This is a genomic window from Streptomyces griseorubiginosus (genome assembly GCF_036345115.1).
Classification (GTDB): Bacteria; Actinomycetota; Actinomycetes; order Streptomycetales; family Streptomycetaceae; genus Streptomyces; species Streptomyces griseorubiginosus_C.
Genome location: NZ_CP107766.1, coordinates 5,138,123 through 5,153,131, shown reverse-complemented (window position 1 = coordinate 5,153,131; position 15,009 = coordinate 5,138,123). Strand labels below are relative to the sequence as shown.

Below are 15,009 nucleotides of genomic sequence, written 5' to 3'. Positions count from 1 at the left end.
AGCTGACCCCCGTCGGCCCGCAGCTGACCGCCGGCACCCGGCCGACCCCTGCGAGGGGGGATACCGCACGAGGTCGGGAATGGGGCACGTCGTACAGTTTCGGTCATGACCGATCCGAACGCCGCGTCCCGCCCGACCCAGGCCGTGATCCTGGCCGGCGGCCAGGGGTCCCGGCTGCGCCCCTATACCGACGACCGGCCCAAGCCGATGGTCGAGATCCCCGGCACGGGGACTCCGATCATCGGCCATCAGCTTGTCTGGCTCGCCGAGGAAGGCGTGACGGACGTGGTGGTCAGCTGTGGGCATCTCGCCGAGGTGCTCCAGGACTGGCTGAAGACGGCCGACCTGCCCCTGCGGGTCACGACCGTCATCGAGACGGAGCCGCTCGGCCGCGGTGGCGGTCTGAAGTACGCGGCCGCGCATCTGCCGCACCCCGACCAGGCCTGGTACGCGACGAACGGTGACATCTGGACCCGGTTCTCGCTGCGGGACATGGCGGACTTCCACACGGAGCGGGACGCGGTGGCGACGCTGGCGCTCGCGCGTCCGCGGATTCCGTGGGGGGCGGTGCAGACGGACGGGTTCGGGCACATCACGGACTTCATAGAGGCGCCGCCGTCCACCTTCGAGATCAACGCGGGTGTGTACGTGTTCTCGCCCGCGTTCGCCGAGCTGCTGCCGGAGCGGGGGGATCATGAGCGGAGCACGTTCCCGACGCTCGCGCGTGAGCTGCGGCTTGCCGGGTTCCCGATTCCTCAGGGGGCGTACTGGCGGGCCATCGACACCGCGAAGGATCTGACCGAGGCCGCGAAGGAATTGGCGGCACTGGGACGCTGACGGTCGTCTTCCGGGTGCGGGTCCGTCGTGGCTGGTCGCGCCCGCGCGGCGGAGCCGCACATCGATACAGCCCCGCGCCCCTGAAAGCGCCACAGCTCGCCGACGCCAAGAAGGTCCCGCACATCCTCTGTGCGGGACCTTCTCTCTGCGCGGGCCGTGTCTCTCAGCCGGTGGGGTCGCCCAGTACCTCTCCCACCGGCCCGCCTACCCCAACAGGCCGCCCACCAGGCCCGGTTCGCCGGAGGACGAGCCCCCGCCGCTGCCGGAGCCGCCTGTCGAGCCGCCGGAGGTGCTGGTGCCGCCGGTGGGGCCTGAGGTGGTGCTGGGGGCCTGCTGGACCGGGGAGGACTGCTGGGGAGTGGTCCGGCCCGTGGTGCCCTGGGTCTGGCTGGGTGAGCCGCCGGTGCTGGTGCCGGTGTCGCGGGTGGCGCCGGGGGCGGCCGAGGTGCCGGTGGACGGGTCGCTGGTGGCGCCGTGGCTGGGCCGGGTGGACGCCGACGGGCTCTTCTTGCGGGCCTTGGCGGGGTCCTGCGGCAGCGGGGAGCCGGGCAGTTCGTTGCGGGGGGCCTCGCCGGGGGCGGGGACGATGACGCGGTCGGCGTCGCGGACGGCGCCGCCGAGCACCGAGCCGATGAGCAGCGTCAGGCCGGTGACGATCGCGGTGAGCAGGGCGCCGCGGCGCAGGACGTAGCGGCGCAGCTCCCAGATGTCGGAGCGGGGGCCGAGGCGCCGCCAGGCGCTGCCGGCGAGGCGGCCGTCGATGGAGTAGACGGGGGCGCCGGCGATGATCAGTGGGGACCAGGCGGCGAGGTAGATGATGTCGGGGGTGTCGTAGGCGGGGACGCTCTTCCAGCTGACGGTGACGAGGAGCGCGGCGGAGAGGCCGGCGCCGACGACCGCGGCGACCCGCTGCCAGCAGCCCAGGATCGTGAGGACGCCCACGATGACCTGGAGGAAGGCGATGACGAGGCCGGAGCCGACGGGGTGCTGGAGGGCGAACTGGCGCAGTGGTTCGGCGACTTCCCACGGGTGCAGGGTGTTGAGCCACTTGACCATGGAGCCGCGTTTGCCGCCGTCGAAGTAGACGGGGTCGCAGAGCTTGCCCATGCCGGCGTAGATGGAGATGAAGCCGAGGAAGATCCGGAGCGGGAGGAGGACGACGCCGAGGTTCATGCGGCGGCCCGGGTAGTAGGCGTGCCGCGCGGATTCGTCGCCCTGCCGGCGCAGGGCGCGCCGCTCGCCGGTGTCCTCGAAGTCCTGGTCCGCGTAGGCGGGTTCGTCGTCGGCGCTGCCGACGGTCGGCATGTCCGGCAGGAGTCGGGTGCCGTCGGCGTCGTAGCTGCGCTGTGCGCCGACGACCGGGGTCTCCATGGTCTGGGCCAACTCGTCGTCGTAGTCGGCCCGGTAGCCGTGGTCGACGTCGATGCGGGGGATGACCTGAGTGGCTCCGGCGTCGGCGGCCGGGGGCTCGGCGTGGCCGACGCTGCCGCCCCGCACGGCCTGCAACAGGCGGTGGGCGCCGGTGTCGTCGGGGGCGGACCTGCCGCTCCACACGACGGGTCGGCGGCGCGGCGCGCCGACGGCGGGCATCCGGGCGGTGTCCTCGGCGGCGATCAAGTGCCGTGCGATCCGCGGGGATTGGGCGCGTCTCGTCGAGGCGCCCAACTGCACGCGGAAGCTCGCATGATTGACGATGATCTGCGCCGGATCGCTCGGCACCTTCACCATGCTCAGCGCGGGAGCGTCGTCGAATCCCGACGGGCCGTCCCCCGTGGGTGTGCGGGGTGTTCTGGTGTCCACACTCATCTAACCGAGTGACGTGTGGTTAGGACACTGCTTTGACCGGGCGGATCTGTCCGGACCCCGTCAAGGTTGCCCCGTACGCCAGGAATGCCGCGTGTGGGTGACAGGGCCGAACGCCCGTTCACTCACTTCGGCGTCTGTCGTCAGGCGCGTCGACGAGCCGCTTCGTAGAGCACGATCCCCGCCGCCACACCGGCGTTGAGCGACTCGGCGCCGCCCGGCATGGGGATCCGGACCCGGAAGTCGCAGGTCTCGCCGACCAGTCGGGACAGGCCCTTGCCCTCGCTGCCCACGACGATGACGACGGGGCCGTCCAGGGCCGGCAGTTCGCCGACCTCGTGCTCGCCGTCGGCGGCGAGGCCCACGACCGCGATGCCCGCCTTCTTGTACGCCTCCAGGGCGCGGGTCAGGTTGGTGGCCCGGGCGACCGGAGTACGGGCGGCGGTGCCGGCGGACGTCTTCCAGGCACCGGCGGTCATGCCGGCCGCGCGCCGCTCCGGTACGACGACGCCGTGGCCGCCGAACGCGGACACCGAGCGGACGACGGCACCCAGGTTGCGCGGGTCGGTCACCCCGTCGAGGGCCACGATCAGCGGGTCCTCGCCGTCGTCGTAGGCGGCCGCGGCGAGGTCCTCGGGGTGGGCGTACTCGTACGGCGGGACCTGGAGGACCAGGCCCTGGTGGTTGAGGCCGTTGGTCATGCGGTCGAGCTCGGGGCGGGGGGCCTCCATGAGGTGGATGCCGCCCCGGTCGGCGACAAGCTGGAGCGCCTCGCGGACCCGCTCGTCGTTGTCGATGAACTGCTGGACGTAGAGCGTCACCGCGGGCACGCCCTCGCGCAGCGCCTCGACGACGGGGTTGCGGCCGACGACCATCTCCGAGGTGCCCTTGCCGCCGCGGCCGCGGGGCGTGGGACGCCGTACGGCCTGCTTGGCCTTGGCGTTGGCGATTCGGTTCTTCTTGTGGCCCTTGCGCATCTCGGCGGGCGGGGTCGGGCCCTTGCCCTCCAGGCCCTTGCGCCGCTGGCCGCCACTGCCGACCTGCGCGCCCTTCTTGCCGGACATGCGGCGGTTGTTGGCTGCCATGACCTACCCGTCTGTCGTGAAAAGTCGTACGTACGTCTATGAAGTGTGCCGCCCGGAGGCCCGGACGGCACAATCGATCAAGGAAAACGAGGAAAAGCGGACCGGGGCCTACCGGGGACCGAGCGTCCAGCGCGGCCCCTGCGGGCTGTCCTCGATGGTCAGTCCCGACTGGCCGAGCTGGTCGCGGATGGCGTCCGCGGTGGCCCAGTCCTTGCGGGCGCGGGCGGCCTCGCGCTGGTCGAGGACCAGGCGTACGAGGCTGTCGACGACGCCGTGCAGGTCGTCACCGCGGTCGCTCTCGCCGGCCCAGTGCTCGTCGAGCGGGTCGAGGCCGAGGACGCCGAGCATGGCGCGCACCTCGGCGAGGCGGGCCACCGCGGCTTCCTTGTCGTCGGCGGCGAGGGCGCTGTTGCCCTGCCGGACGGTGGTGTGCACGACGGCGAGGGCCTGCGGCACGCTGAAGTCGTCGTCCATGGCCTCGGCGAAGGCGGGCGGCACCTCGGCGGAGGGCTCGACGGCGCCGGCCTTCTCCACGACCCGCTGCACGAACCCCTCGATCCGCGCGAACGCGGACTCGGCCTCGCGCAGGGCTTCCTCGCTGTACTCGATCATCGAGCGGTAGTGCGGGGTTCCGAGGTAGTAGCGCAGCACGATGGGGCGCCACTGCTTGACCATCTCGGAGACGAGGACGCCGTTGCCGAGCGACTTGGACATCTTCTCGCCGCTCATGGTGACCCAGGCGTTGTGCACCCAGTACTGCGCGAAGTCGTCGCCGAAGGCCTTGGCCTGGGCGATCTCGTTCTCGTGGTGCGGGAAGATCAGGTCCAGGCCGCCGCCGTGGATGTCGAAGGCGGAGCCGAGGTACTTGTGGGCCATCGCCGAGCACTCCAGGTGCCAGCCGGGGCGGCCGCGGCCCCACGGGGTCTCCCAGTCGGGCTCGCCGGGCTTGGTGGCCTTCCACAGGGCGAAGTCACGGGGGTCGCGCTTGCCGGAGACGCCCTCGTCGGGCTGACGCAGGTCGTCGATGTCCTGGTTGGACAGCGACAGGTAGCCGGGGTAGGAGCGCACGTCGAAGTAGACGCTGCCGTCGGCCTCGTACGCGTGTCCGCGCTCGATGAGGCCGCGCATCATCTCGACCATCTCGGTGACATGGCCGGTGGCGCGGGGTTCGTACGTGGGCGGGAGGCAGCCGAGGGCGGTGAAGCCGTCGTTGAACGCGCGCTCGTTGTCGTAACCGATGGACCACCACGGGCGGTTCTGGTCGGCCGCCTTGTTGATGATCTTGTCGTCGATGTCCGTGACGTTGCGGATGAAGGTGACGTCGTAGCCGCGGTACTCGAACCAGCGGCGCATGATGTCGAAGTTCAGGCCGGAGCGGATGTGGCCGATGTGGGGGGTCGCCTGCACGGTGGGGCCACAGAGGTAGATCGAGACACAGCCCGGCGTGAGCGGGGCGAAGTCACGGATCTGCCGGGCGCTGGTGTCGTACAGGCGAATGGTCACGGGTCCAGGGTAGTGGGCGTTGTGTGGTGCCTTCGACGGGTTGTGGATAACAGTCAGCTCGCGGTCCTGACGACCAGCGCGGTCGCCACCGCCATCAGGCCCTCGTCCCGGCCGGGAAACCCGAGTCCGTCCGTCGTCGCGCCCGACACCGACACCGGCGCCCCGGCCGCCTCGGACAGGATCTTCTGTGCCTCGTCCCGCCGCTTTCCGATCTTCGGCCGTGGTCCTACGACCTGTACGGCGATGTTGCCGATGCGGAAGCCGGCCTCGCGGACGATCCGGGCCGCCTCCGTCAACAGCGTGACGCCGGAGGCACCCGACCATTCGGGGCGGCCGGTGCCGAAGTGCCGGCCGAGGTCGCCGAGGCCGGCCGCCGAGAACAGCGCGTTGCACGCGGCGTGCGCGACGACGTCCGCGTCGGAGTGCCCGGCGAGGCCGGTGCCTTCCCATTTCAGGCCGGCGCACCACAGCTCGCGGCCTTCCTCGAAGGCGTGGATGTCGGTGCCGATGCCCACCTGGGGCAGGGGCGGGTGCTGCTCAGAAGCCATCGTTGAGCCTCCTGCGGGCCAGGACCGCCTCGGCAAGGACCAGGTCCAGTGGGCGGGTCACCTTGAAGGCCTCCTCGTGACCGGGCACGACCACGACCGTGAGGCCCAGCTGCTCGACCATGCTCGCGTCGTCGGTGACGTCCTCGGTGACCGTCTCGTGGGCGCGGATCAGGGTGGCCCGGTCGAAGCCCTGCGGGGTCTGTACGGCACGCAGGCGCGCGCGGACCGGGGTCGCCACCACCGGCTCCGGCTCGCCGGGGGCCGGTTCGACCTCCTTGACGGTGTCCGCGAGGGGCAGCGCCGGGACGACGGCGGGCGCGCCGTCGCGTACGGCCTCGATGACCGCGTCGACTGTGTCGACCGGGACGAGGGGGCGGGCCGCGTCGTGGACCAGGACGATGTCGAAGTCGGGGGGCAGGGCGGCCAGGCCCAGCCGCACCGACTCCTGGCGGGATTCTCCGCCCGGGACGACGACGAAGTCGGTGCGCTCGGGCAGCGCGTGGGCGTCGAGGAGCGACTTGACCTCGCCGGCGCCGTCGGGTGGGGCCACGACGACGACCAGGGAGACGGCGCGCGAGGCGGCCATCGCGCGGATCGCGTGGATCAGCATGGGGGTGCCGTTGAGCGCGCGAAGTGCTTTGGGGGCGCCCGGACCAAGGCGTACGCCCCTTCCGGCGGCCGGAATCACCACCGCGGTGCGGGCTTCCGCACGTGCCTGCGCGGGCGAAGGGCGCGAAACGTCAGACATCGGTTCCTGTCAGGTTTGTGTGCTCGGCCAACGTGGGTACGGAGACAGCGTGCCGGGCGCGACGCCTTGACCGGACCCTTCCGTGACACCGGTCGAGCCTGCTGCCCGGGCCCGGCACGCCAAGTATCGGGGGATCTTCACTCCGAGAAGAACACGCGCACGGCGCCCGGAGGCGTCGCCGGAGACACCGTGATCCGGTATCCGGAGACGAACATGCCGCAGCGCCCGGCGACAGCAATTGCGTCATCGGGCACCGCGGCATTTCAGTGCGGTACTTCTGGGAAGTACTGCGGTACTTCTTCGAAGTACTCAGTGGTGTGCTGAGCTGAGCGGGCCAGGGGCCTGCACAGGGACGCTCAGGACGCGAGAACCTCGTCGAGCAGCGCCTCGGCCTTGTCCTCGTTGGTGTTCTCCGCGAGGGCGAGCTCGCTCACCAGGATCTGCCGAGCCTTGGCGAGCATGCGCTTCTCACCTGCGGAGAGTCCACGCTCGCGCTCACGACGCCACAGGTCACGCACGACTTCCGCGACCTTGATGACATCGCCGGAGGCGAGCTTCTCCAGGTTTGCCTTGTAACGACGGGACCAGTTTGTGGGCTCCTCGGCGTACGGCGCGCGCAGCACCTCGAAGACCCGGTCCAGCCCGTCCTGACCGACCACATCACGCACGCCGACGAACTCCGCATTGTCCGCTGGCACACGTACCGTCAGGTCACCCTGGGCGACCTTCAGCACCAAGTAGGTCTTGTCCACGCCTTTGATCTGGCGAGTTTCGATGGCCTCGATCAGCGCGGCCCCGTGATGGGGATAGACCACGGTGTCGCCAACCTTGAACGTCATGTGACAGGTACCCCTTCCGTGGCTATCCAGGGTAACACGGAAACTGCGGGTTCTGAATGGCGTTTTCGCAGGTCAGGGCATATCTCGGGGCTTGACAACAGCAACAGGAACGTGCTGCGGAGGCCGAGCGGAAGAAGGTATTCGCAGGTGGGAGCGGCTCTCCGGGGGAGGTGAAACGCGTACGTTACACGCATCCGGAGCCCCCTCCGAGCGGGCTAACGTCCACAAATGTCCGGTTCCATGTGTGCGACTTCCGCTACTCCGTTCGGTTGCCGGAGTGACTTCCGCGTCGATTCCGGAATTGATCACACGCGGCGAGCGGATCACGTGGTGATCAATTCCGGGGGCGGTCGCACTTTCCTTCACGGAAGTTTTGCCACTGGATGCCGAAGGCGCTTATGTGAATGCCGGACGAGCGCCGGAGTGCGGGGTAGAAGTGACTCACGGGTCACTTGTGAACCGAGTGACACGCCTCTTGGGGAGGGTCGGGTGCAGCCCGGCGGGAACGGCTCGGTAACCTAAGGCCGCTGACAGACACTTAGCGCGGCTTTACGGGCCGCCCCCGCTCAAGTCAAGGAGTTGCCGCCGCCGTGAGCAGCAGCCTTCGACGCGGCGCCCTCGCCGCCGCCTCCCTCGCGTTCTCGATCGCCTCGCTCTCCGCGTGCGCGGCCGGCAACAACGCCCAGACGCTGGAGGTCAAGCCGGACAACGCGGAGACCAGCGTCGGCGACATCAAGCTCCAGAACGTCGTGGTCATCACCCAGCCCGCCACCGAGGCCTCCGGTGAGACGAAGGGCCCGGCGGTGATCTCCGCCACCGTCTTCAACAGCGGCGACACCGCCCAGACGCTGGACTCCGTGAGCATCGCGGACGGCGGCAGCGCCGAGATCACGGCCGCCAAGGGCAAGGGCAAGGTGACCGTCCCGGCCCACGGCTCGGTCGTCCTCGGCGGCCAGGGCAACACGTCGGCCGCGGTGAACGACCTCGGTGAGGGCGTCAAGAACGGCAACGCGCAGAAGGTCACCTTCACCTTCAGCACCACCGGCGAGGTCAGCCTGAAGGCCTTCGTGGTCCCGGCCGACAGCTACTTCACCAAGTGGGGCCCGAGCGCGATGCCGTCGGCGCCGGAGGCCTCCCCGAAGCCGACCGGCTCCGCGACCCCGACCGGTTCGGCCACCCCGACCGGCTCCGCCACGCCGACCGACGCGGCCTCCGCGAGCGCGACGGCGAGCGGGGCGGCGGCGAGCCACTGAGCAGCCGTACGAGACCGTCGTACGACAGGAAGGGCGGGGCCTCCGAGGAGGTCCCGCCCTTCCGCGTGCGTGAGGTGTCCTGGCTCAGGGCTCGAACTTGTAGCCGAGGCCGCGGACCGTCACCAGGTAGCGCGGTGCCCCCGGGTCCGGTTCGAACACCCCTCCAGACGCACCCCTCGCACCGCTGCGCGGGCTTCGGAGTGCTGCGCCGGACTCCGTCCGCCGACTCCAGCCGGCCCCGGCCTACGGCTCGAACTTGTAGCCGAGGCCGCGGACCGTCACCAGGTAGCGCGGTGCGCCCGGGTCCGGTTCGATCTTGGCGCGCAGGCGCTTGACGTGGACGTCGAGGGTCTTGGTGTCGCCCACGTAGTCGGCGCCCCAGACGCGGTCGATGAGCTGCATGCGGGTCAGGACGCGGCCCGCGTTGCGCAGGAGCATCTCCAGCAGGTCGAACTCCTTGAGGGGCAGGTCGACCTTGGAGCCGGAGACCGTGACCACGTGGCGGTCCACGTCCATGCGGACCGGACCGGCCTCCAGCGCGGCCGGGGTGACCTCCTCGGGCTCGCCGCGGCGGCGCAGGACGGCGCGGATGCGGGCGACCAGCTCGCGCGAGGAGAACGGCTTGGTGACGTAGTCATCGGCTCCTATTTCCAGGCCGACGACCTTGTCGATCTCGCTGTCCTTGGCGGTCACCATGATGACGGGGACGTTGGAGCGGCCGCGCAGCTGGCGGCAGACCTCGGTGCCGGGCAGGCCCGGCAGCATCAGGTCGAGGAGGACGAGATCGGCGCCGTTGCGGTCGAACTCGTCGAGTCCGTCGGGGCCCGTGGTCGCGATGGCGACCTCGAAGCCCTCCTTGCGGAGCATGTACGACAGGGCGTCGGAGAAGGACTCCTCGTCCTCGACGACGAGCACTCGGGTCACGGAAGGACCTCCGGGGCGGGAAGCGGGTCGTAAGAAGTCGACTCGGGGGTGGAAAGCCCGTCCTCGTCGTCGAGGTCGGGGTGCTGGAGCGCGCGGTCGCGGGCCGCGCCCGCCTCCGGCAGCCTGAGGGTGAACGTGGAGCCCTGTCCCTCCGAGCTCCACACCGTGACCTCCCCGCCGTGCGAGGCGGCCACGTGCTTGACGATCGCGAGACCGAGGCCGGTGCCGCCGGTCTGGCGGGAGCGGGCCGGGTCGACGCGGTAGAAGCGCTCGAAGATGCGCTCCTTGTCCTTGTCGGAGATGCCGATGCCCTGGTCGGTGACGGCGATCTCGATCATGTCGCCGCCCGGCACGGAGACCCTGCGGGCGGCTATGCCGACGCGGGTGCGGGCGGGTGAGTAGTTGACGGCGTTCTCGACGAGGTTGCCGAGGGCGGCGGCGAGCTGGCCGCGGTTGCCCCAGACCCGCAGCTCGGCCGCGCCGGCCGCGGCCATGGTGATCTGCTTGGTGCCGGCCTGGTGCCGGCAGCGGTCGATGGCCTCGGCGACCAGCTCGTCCACGCGGACCGGCTCGGCGTCCTCCAGCGGGTCGTCGTTCTGCACCCGGGAGAGGTCGATGAGTTCCTGGACCAGGCTGGTCAGACGGGTGGCCTCGATCTGCATGCGGCCGGCGAAACGTTCCACGGCCTCCGGGTCCTCGGAGGCGTCCATGACGGCCTCGGAGAGAAGGGAGAGCGCGCCGACCGGGGTCTTGAGCTCATGGCTGACGTTCGCGACGAAGTCCCGTCGGACCGCTTCGATGCGCCGGGCCTCGGTGAGGTCCTCCACGAGGAGCAGCACCAGCCGGGACCCGAGGGGCGCGACGCGCGCGGACACGGCGAGTGCCTCACCGCGTCCGGTCCCGCGCCGGGGCAGGTCCAGCTCGACCTGGCGTATCTCCCCGTCCCTCCTGGTGTCGCGGGCCATCTGGAGCATCGGCTCGACCGAGAGCTTGCCGCCGCGGACCAGCCCGAGGGCGTACGCGGCGGAGCTGGCCTTGACGACGGCGTCGGCCTCGTCGAGGACGACGGCCGAGGAGCGGAGCACGGAGAGGACGGTGTCCACGCCCGGCGGAAGCACCGGGTCGGTGTGCAGGGAGGTGCGGGTGGGGCGCTTCTGCTCCCGCTCGCTCCAGCGGAACGCCAGCATGGCGATGACACCGGTGAGCACCCCGGCGATCGCTGCCGCTGCGGCGACCGCCGCGTTCACGTCCATGCCTCCAGGTTAGGCATGGGATCCGTCCTGGCCACAGCCGTCCGAGTGGGAGCTCGAACACTCGTCGCCCAGAGTTCACCTTGGAGCCAGTGTTGGTTCATTTGGGAGGGCGGAAACGGACGCGTACAGGCCCGAACGTGGGAGCGTGGGGTACGCAGCACCGGTTTCGCGGCCGGTTTTGGCCCCTGGCACCCACAGGAACGACGTACGAGAGGGAACCGACAATGCGGGACGCGTACCACGAGGAACTTGATTCGATCGGCGACGGTCTGGTGGAGATGGCCCGCCTGGTCGGCTCGGCGATCGGACGCGCCACGACGGCCATCCTCGACTCCGACCTGAAGCTGGCCGAGAGCGTGATCGAGGCCGACCAGAAGGTGGACGACCTCCAGCACGACCTGGAGGCCCGGGCGATAGCACTGCTCGCCCGCCAGCAGCCGGTGGCGACCGACCTCCGTATCGTCGTCACCTCGCTGCGCATGTCGGCCGACCTGGAGCGCTCCGGCGACCTGGCCCAGCACGTGGCGAAGCTGGCCCGGCTGCGCTTCCCCGAGAAGGCGATCCCCCACGACCTGCACGCGACCATCCTGGAGATGGGCCAGCTCGCACAGCGCCTGATGGCGAAGGCGGCGGAGGTCATCATCACCAAGGACGTCGACCTGGCGCTCCAGCTGGAGCAGGACGACGACGAGATGGACCTGCTGCACCGCACGCTCTTCCAGCACCTGCTGGACGACAAGTGGAAGCACGGCATCGAGACGGCGGTGGACGTCACCCTCCTCGGCCGCTACTACGAGCGCTTCGCCGACCACGCGGTGTCGGTGGCCAAGCGCGTGGTGTACCTGGTGACGGGCGAGCACGCGGACGAGATCCAGCAGGAGATCCAGCCGGTGACGGGCGTGGAAGGAGCCTGAACCGGCGCCTTCGATGCTGTTCGGGGCGGGTACGAGCCTCTGTGCGCCGTTGATGCGCCCAGGGGGGCGGGCATGCAATGAGGACAGGGTCTGGACCGGCGGTGGGTCCGGCGGTCGGAAGGTCAGGCCCGCACCTCCAGGAGGGACCATGGCCGAATCCCCCAGCACCCCCCAGTCCGACCCCACCCAGGAACGCCCGACCGAGCAGCCCGCCCCGCTCAGGACCCTGACGGTCATCGGCGCGTGCGGCTGCGGGTCGGGGTGCGGGTGCGGGTGCCAGTCGGGCAATCCGTGCCAGTGCGGCTGAGCCGTGTAGCGCCGGTTCGTGTACGGCGGTGAGGGGCCTCGGGTGCTGCCGGGGCCCCTCACCGCGTCCGGGGCGGGCCTGGGCTGACCCCGAGTCCGGTGCCGTGTCCTGCCTGTCGGAGGCACCCTCGCCGGAGGCGGTCCAGCCCGTCCACGAGCGGGTACGACGGTGAGGCCGGCCCGCGCATATCGGTGGAGGAGACGGCCGGGCCGCTCGTAGGGTCCGCGCATGGACTGGCAGAAATGGCACGACCGTTACGACGCGCCCGAGTCACCGCTGGCCCGGCGCCTGCGTACGGTCCAGGACCGTGTCCGCGCGGCCCTGGACGCCGCTCCACCCGGCCCGCTCCGAGTGGTCAGCCTGTGTGCCGGTCAGGGCCGTGACCTGCTGGGCGTCCTGCCCACCCACCCCCGCCGCGAGGACGTCCGCGCCCGGCTGGTGGAACTGGACCCGGCGAACGTGGCGGAAGCGAAGCGGACCGCAGCGGCCGTCGGCCTGCCGGGCGTGGAGGTGGTCGCCGGGGACGCCGCGCTGCTCGACCACTACGCCGACCTGGTCCCGGCCGATCTGGTCCTGCTGTGCGGGGTGTTCGGCAACATCACGGACGGGGACATCGAGCACACGGTCGAGGCGTGCGCACAGCTGTGCGCGCCGGGCGCCCGGGTCATCTGGACCCGCCATCGCAAGGCTCCCGACCAAGTCCCCCGGATCTGCGAGTGGTTCGAGACCCGGGGCTTCGTCCGCGAGTGGCTCACACCCCAGGACCACATCCAGTCGGTCACCGTCCACCGCTTCACCGCGACTCCGGCCCCGCTCCAACGGGGCACCAGGGTCTTCGACTTCGTGGGCTACGACAGGCTGGGCGGCGCGGGCTGATCAGGACTCCGGGGTCGCCGGGCCCTGGTGGAGGACGGTGCGCGCCTTGAGGTACAAGACCGGAACAACGTACGTGAGTTACGCCATCTCGTCCCTGTCTGGACGTACCAGGGAGGATGGTCAGAAATGGCACCCCGAAACCGTTCCCTGTCCCGCGCCGCGGCTCTGAGCATGGCGGCCGCGGCAGTAGCCCTACTGACAAGCTGCACACCGAGCACCGGCAACAGCGCGCCGCCTAAGGCGGCCGGTGTCCCCCACCGTGAAAGCGAACGTCACCACGGCCTACGGCGAACAGTCCCAGCCACCCCTGAGCCACATCACCCCGGTCAAGGGCACCTTCTACTACGGCAGTTGCGACGGAACCTTCTACGCCGGCACCCGCTTCCAGCCCACCCCCGGCAGCACGGAGGCCGAGCAGGTGGCCCTGCAGGACGACGGATCAGCGATGAAGTACTTCGTCGACCGCCCCGGCACCGGCTGGACCTTCCTGGCCAGCGACACCTTCCCCGCCTCCCCGCAGGGCTGCGCAGCCATCCCCCGGATCCCGTCCCACCTCGCGACCCTGTGGAACAACTGCCGCTCCTGAACCACCACACGTGACTTCCTGGAAGATGGCGCCAGATGCTCAGGCCATCTGACTGTGGAGGCAATACATGGATGCGATGGACGGCGGCATCGACCTGATCCGCCTGGCCGATCAGCCGGGGACCAGCGGGCACAGCGTCTCGGTGCGCGTGCTGGGCCGCTCGCAGCCCGGTGTTCTGTTCGGCCATGACTTCCTCGAATGCGAGATCGCCGTCGTGGCGGAGTCCCTCCACGCCACCTATGCGATGACCCTGCTCCCTGAGGATCTGGAGGACTGGGAGGAGACCTTGGCGACCCTGGAGTCCCGGCGGTTCGCCGCGTGGCTCACCTCCGGGCGGACGCCGTCGCTGCGGTTCATGCCCGACGGCCACGAGCGAATGTCGGTGTCCGTACACGACGGGCCCGCTTCAGGGGTCACTGTCACCGTGCCCCTGTTCGTGTTGCCGACGGGATGGCTCGACGAGCAGCGCACTCTGCTGGCCCGCGTCCGGGACGCCTATCCCCGCGAGGTCGTCGAGACATCCCCCGGCACCTACGTCTGGCACCGCGCCACCACCGCCTGAGGGACCGGCGGCGGCCCCAGGACAGCAACGGGCCCCCTGCCCGCGGCCGAACCGCGGGCAGGGGGCCCAAAGCGACGAAGCAAATCGCGTTACTTCTTCTTGCCCTGGTTCTTGACCGCCTCGATCGCCGCCGCAGCCGCCTCCGGGTCCAGGTACCTGCCCCCCGGCGTCACCGGGTTGAAGGACGCGTCCAGCTCGTAGTAGAGGGGGATGCCCGTCGGGATGTTGAGGCCCGCGATGTCGGTGTCCGAGATGCCGTCGAGGTGCTTGACGAGGGCTCGGAGGGAGTTGCCGTGGGCCGCGACCAGGACCGTGCGGCCGGCCAGGAGGTCCGGGACGATGCCGTCGTACCAGTACGGGAGCATGCGGACGACGACGTCCTTCAGGCACTCCGTACGGGGGCGCAGCTCCGGCGGGATCGTGGCGTAGCGCGGGTCCGACGCCTGAGAGAACTCGGAGTCGTCCGACAGCGGCGGCGGCGGGGTGTCGTAGGAGCGGCGCCACAGCATGAACTGCTCCTCGCCGAACTCCGCGAGGGTCTGGGCCTTGTCCTTGCCCTGGAGGGCGCCGTAGTGGCGTTCGTTCAGGCGCCACGAGCGGTTGACCGGGATCCAGTGGCGGTCCGCGGACTCCAGCGCCAGCTGGGCCGTGCGGATCGCGCGCTTCTGGAGGGACGTGTGGACCACGTCGGGCAGGAGGTCGGCGTCCTTCAGGAGCTCGCCGCCGCGGACTGCCTCCTTCTCGCCCTTCTCGTTGAGGTTGACGTCCACCCAGCCGGTGAACAGGTTCTTCGCGTTCCATTCGCTCTCGCCGTGGCGGAGGAGGATCAGCTTGTACGGTGCGTCGGCCATGCGTATGAGCGTAATCCACGCCCCCGCTCCCCCGGAGGGCCCGCTCGACAGGCGGACGGTCGACGGGATCCGTTAATTGAGTGGCCCGCGGTCGTCCCGCCTTCGTAAGGTGTGCCTGCC

At 70.5% G+C, this 15,009-nt stretch carries 16 protein-coding genes and 1 pseudogene; 8 read left to right on the top strand and 9 right to left on the bottom strand.

The window, feature by feature from the left end:
• Nucleotides 1–105: 105 nt before the first annotated feature.
• Nucleotides 106–837, top strand: a complete 732-nt coding sequence (locus OHN19_RS23310; protein ID WP_330266037.1) for a nucleotidyltransferase family protein — start codon at nt 106–108, stop codon at nt 835–837.
• A gap of 204 nt (nt 838–1,041) precedes the next feature.
• Here the strand turns inward: OHN19_RS23310 and OHN19_RS23305 are convergent, their stop codons facing one another.
• The 6 genes from OHN19_RS23305 to OHN19_RS23280 all read right to left on the bottom strand — a co-directional run bounded on the left by OHN19_RS23305 (nt 1,042) and on the right by OHN19_RS23280 (nt 7,363).
• Nucleotides 1,042–2,643, bottom strand: a complete 1,602-nt coding sequence (locus OHN19_RS23305; protein ID WP_330266036.1) for a DoxX family protein — start codon at nt 2,641–2,643, stop codon at nt 1,042–1,044.
• A 140-nt stretch (nt 2,644–2,783) separates the two neighbouring features.
• Nucleotides 2,784–3,725 (bottom strand): 23S rRNA (guanosine(2251)-2'-O)-methyltransferase RlmB, encoded by a 942-nt coding sequence (rlmB, locus tag OHN19_RS23300; RefSeq protein ID WP_330266035.1) that lies wholly within the window; start codon nt 3,723–3,725, stop codon nt 2,784–2,786.
• 108 nt (nt 3,726–3,833) lie between these two features.
• Complete coding sequence (gene cysS, locus OHN19_RS23295) at nt 3,834–5,228, bottom strand: cysteine--tRNA ligase (protein WP_330266034.1); 1,395 nt, start codon at nt 5,226–5,228, stop codon at nt 3,834–3,836.
• A 53-nt stretch (nt 5,229–5,281) separates the two neighbouring features.
• Nucleotides 5,282–5,776 carry a 2-C-methyl-D-erythritol 2,4-cyclodiphosphate synthase gene (gene ispF, locus OHN19_RS23290; protein WP_330266033.1) on the bottom strand — a complete coding sequence of 165 codons (495 nt, stop codon included), beginning with the start codon at nt 5,774–5,776 and terminating at the stop codon, nt 5,282–5,284.
• On the bottom strand, nt 5,766–6,524 hold the full coding sequence (gene ispD, locus OHN19_RS23285; protein ID WP_330266032.1) for a 2-C-methyl-D-erythritol 4-phosphate cytidylyltransferase: 759 nt from the start codon (nt 6,522–6,524) through the stop codon (nt 5,766–5,768). Before ispD ends, ispF begins: the two co-directional genes overlap by 11 nt.
• Before the next feature lie 356 nt (nt 6,525–6,880).
• Complete coding sequence (locus OHN19_RS23280; protein WP_003953493.1) at nt 6,881–7,363, bottom strand: CarD family transcriptional regulator; 483 nt, start codon at nt 7,361–7,363, stop codon at nt 6,881–6,883.
• A 590-nt stretch (nt 7,364–7,953) separates the two neighbouring features.
• Here OHN19_RS23280 and OHN19_RS23275 point away from each other — a divergent pair.
• A complete protein-coding gene (locus OHN19_RS23275) occupies nt 7,954–8,616 on the top strand; it encodes a copper chaperone PCu(A)C (RefSeq protein ID WP_330266031.1) in 663 nt (220 codons plus the stop codon).
• A gap of 243 nt (nt 8,617–8,859) precedes the next feature.
• On the opposite strand, the gene OHN19_RS23270 is transcribed toward OHN19_RS23275, so the two are convergent.
• Both OHN19_RS23270 and OHN19_RS23265 read right to left on the bottom strand, forming a co-directional pair.
• Entirely contained in the window at nt 8,860–9,540 is a 681-nt protein-coding gene (locus OHN19_RS23270) for a response regulator transcription factor (RefSeq protein ID WP_330266030.1), read from the bottom strand.
• Nucleotides 9,537–10,793: a sensor histidine kinase gene (locus tag OHN19_RS23265; protein WP_330266029.1), complete on the bottom strand. Its 1,257-nt coding sequence runs from the start codon at nt 10,791–10,793 to the stop codon at nt 9,537–9,539. Before OHN19_RS23265 ends, OHN19_RS23270 begins: the two co-directional genes overlap by 4 nt.
• Nucleotides 10,794–11,017: 224 nt before the next feature.
• On the opposite strand from OHN19_RS23265, the gene phoU reads away from it, so the two are divergent.
• The 6 genes and pseudogenes from phoU (at nt 11,018) to OHN19_RS23235 (ending at nt 14,038) form a co-directional block, all read left to right on the top strand.
• The gene (gene phoU / locus OHN19_RS23260; RefSeq protein WP_330266028.1) at nt 11,018–11,707 is read left to right on the top strand and encodes a phosphate signaling complex protein PhoU; all 690 of its coding nucleotides are present in this window, start codon (nt 11,018–11,020) and stop codon (nt 11,705–11,707) included.
• Between the two features lie 148 nt (nt 11,708–11,855).
• The gene (locus OHN19_RS23255) at nt 11,856–12,014 is read left to right on the top strand and encodes a hypothetical protein (RefSeq protein ID WP_330266027.1); all 159 of its coding nucleotides are present in this window, start codon (nt 11,856–11,858) and stop codon (nt 12,012–12,014) included.
• A gap of 73 nt (nt 12,015–12,087) precedes the next feature.
• Nucleotides 12,088–12,186: pseudogene (locus tag OHN19_RS23250) on the top strand (nickel-binding protein); the annotation flags it as partial.
• A 56-nt stretch (nt 12,187–12,242) separates the two neighbouring features.
• The gene (locus OHN19_RS23245) at nt 12,243–12,890 is read left to right on the top strand and encodes a class I SAM-dependent methyltransferase (protein WP_330266026.1); all 648 of its coding nucleotides are present in this window, start codon (nt 12,243–12,245) and stop codon (nt 12,888–12,890) included.
• Nucleotides 12,891–13,149: 259 nt separating this feature from the next.
• Complete coding sequence (locus OHN19_RS23240) at nt 13,150–13,476, top strand: hypothetical protein (protein WP_330266025.1); 327 nt, start codon at nt 13,150–13,152, stop codon at nt 13,474–13,476.
• Between the two features lie 67 nt (nt 13,477–13,543).
• A complete protein-coding gene (locus OHN19_RS23235) occupies nt 13,544–14,038 on the top strand; it encodes a DUF5959 family protein (RefSeq protein ID WP_330266024.1) in 495 nt (164 codons plus the stop codon).
• Nucleotides 14,039–14,127: 89 nt separating this feature from the next.
• Here the strand turns inward: OHN19_RS23235 and OHN19_RS23230 are convergent, their stop codons facing one another.
• Nucleotides 14,128–14,889, bottom strand: coding sequence for a phosphoglyceromutase (locus OHN19_RS23230; RefSeq protein ID WP_330266023.1), 762 nt, complete (start codon nt 14,887–14,889; stop codon nt 14,128–14,130).
• Nucleotides 14,890–15,009 lie beyond the last annotated feature (120 nt).

What these genes read in the sequence shown, in the direction of transcription:
- OHN19_RS23310 (WP_330266037.1), top strand. Translation starts at nt 106, where the DNA reads ATGACCGATCCGAACGCCGCGTCCCGCCCGACCCAGGCCGTGATCCTG.
- OHN19_RS23305 (WP_330266036.1), bottom strand. Translation starts at nt 2,643, where the DNA reads ATGAGTGTGGACACCAGAACACCCCGCACACCCACGGGGGACGGCCCG.
- rlmB (WP_330266035.1), bottom strand. Translation starts at nt 3,725, where the DNA reads ATGGCAGCCAACAACCGCCGCATGTCCGGCAAGAAGGGCGCGCAGGTC.
- ispF (WP_330266033.1), bottom strand. Translation starts at nt 5,776, where the DNA reads ATGGCTTCTGAGCAGCACCCGCCCCTGCCCCAGGTGGGCATCGGCACC.
- ispD (WP_330266032.1), bottom strand. Translation starts at nt 6,524, where the DNA reads ATGTCTGACGTTTCGCGCCCTTCGCCCGCGCAGGCACGTGCGGAAGCC.
- OHN19_RS23280 (WP_003953493.1), bottom strand. Translation starts at nt 7,363, where the DNA reads ATGACGTTCAAGGTTGGCGACACCGTGGTCTATCCCCATCACGGGGCC.
- OHN19_RS23265 (WP_330266029.1), bottom strand. Translation starts at nt 10,793, where the DNA reads ATGGACGTGAACGCGGCGGTCGCCGCAGCGGCAGCGATCGCCGGGGTG.
- phoU (WP_330266028.1), top strand. Translation starts at nt 11,018, where the DNA reads ATGCGGGACGCGTACCACGAGGAACTTGATTCGATCGGCGACGGTCTG.
- OHN19_RS23255 (WP_330266027.1), top strand. Translation starts at nt 11,856, where the DNA reads ATGGCCGAATCCCCCAGCACCCCCCAGTCCGACCCCACCCAGGAACGC.
- OHN19_RS23245 (WP_330266026.1), top strand. Translation starts at nt 12,243, where the DNA reads ATGGACTGGCAGAAATGGCACGACCGTTACGACGCGCCCGAGTCACCG.
- OHN19_RS23235 (WP_330266024.1), top strand. Translation starts at nt 13,544, where the DNA reads ATGGATGCGATGGACGGCGGCATCGACCTGATCCGCCTGGCCGATCAG.
- OHN19_RS23230 (WP_330266023.1), bottom strand. Translation starts at nt 14,889, where the DNA reads ATGGCCGACGCACCGTACAAGCTGATCCTCCTCCGCCACGGCGAGAGC.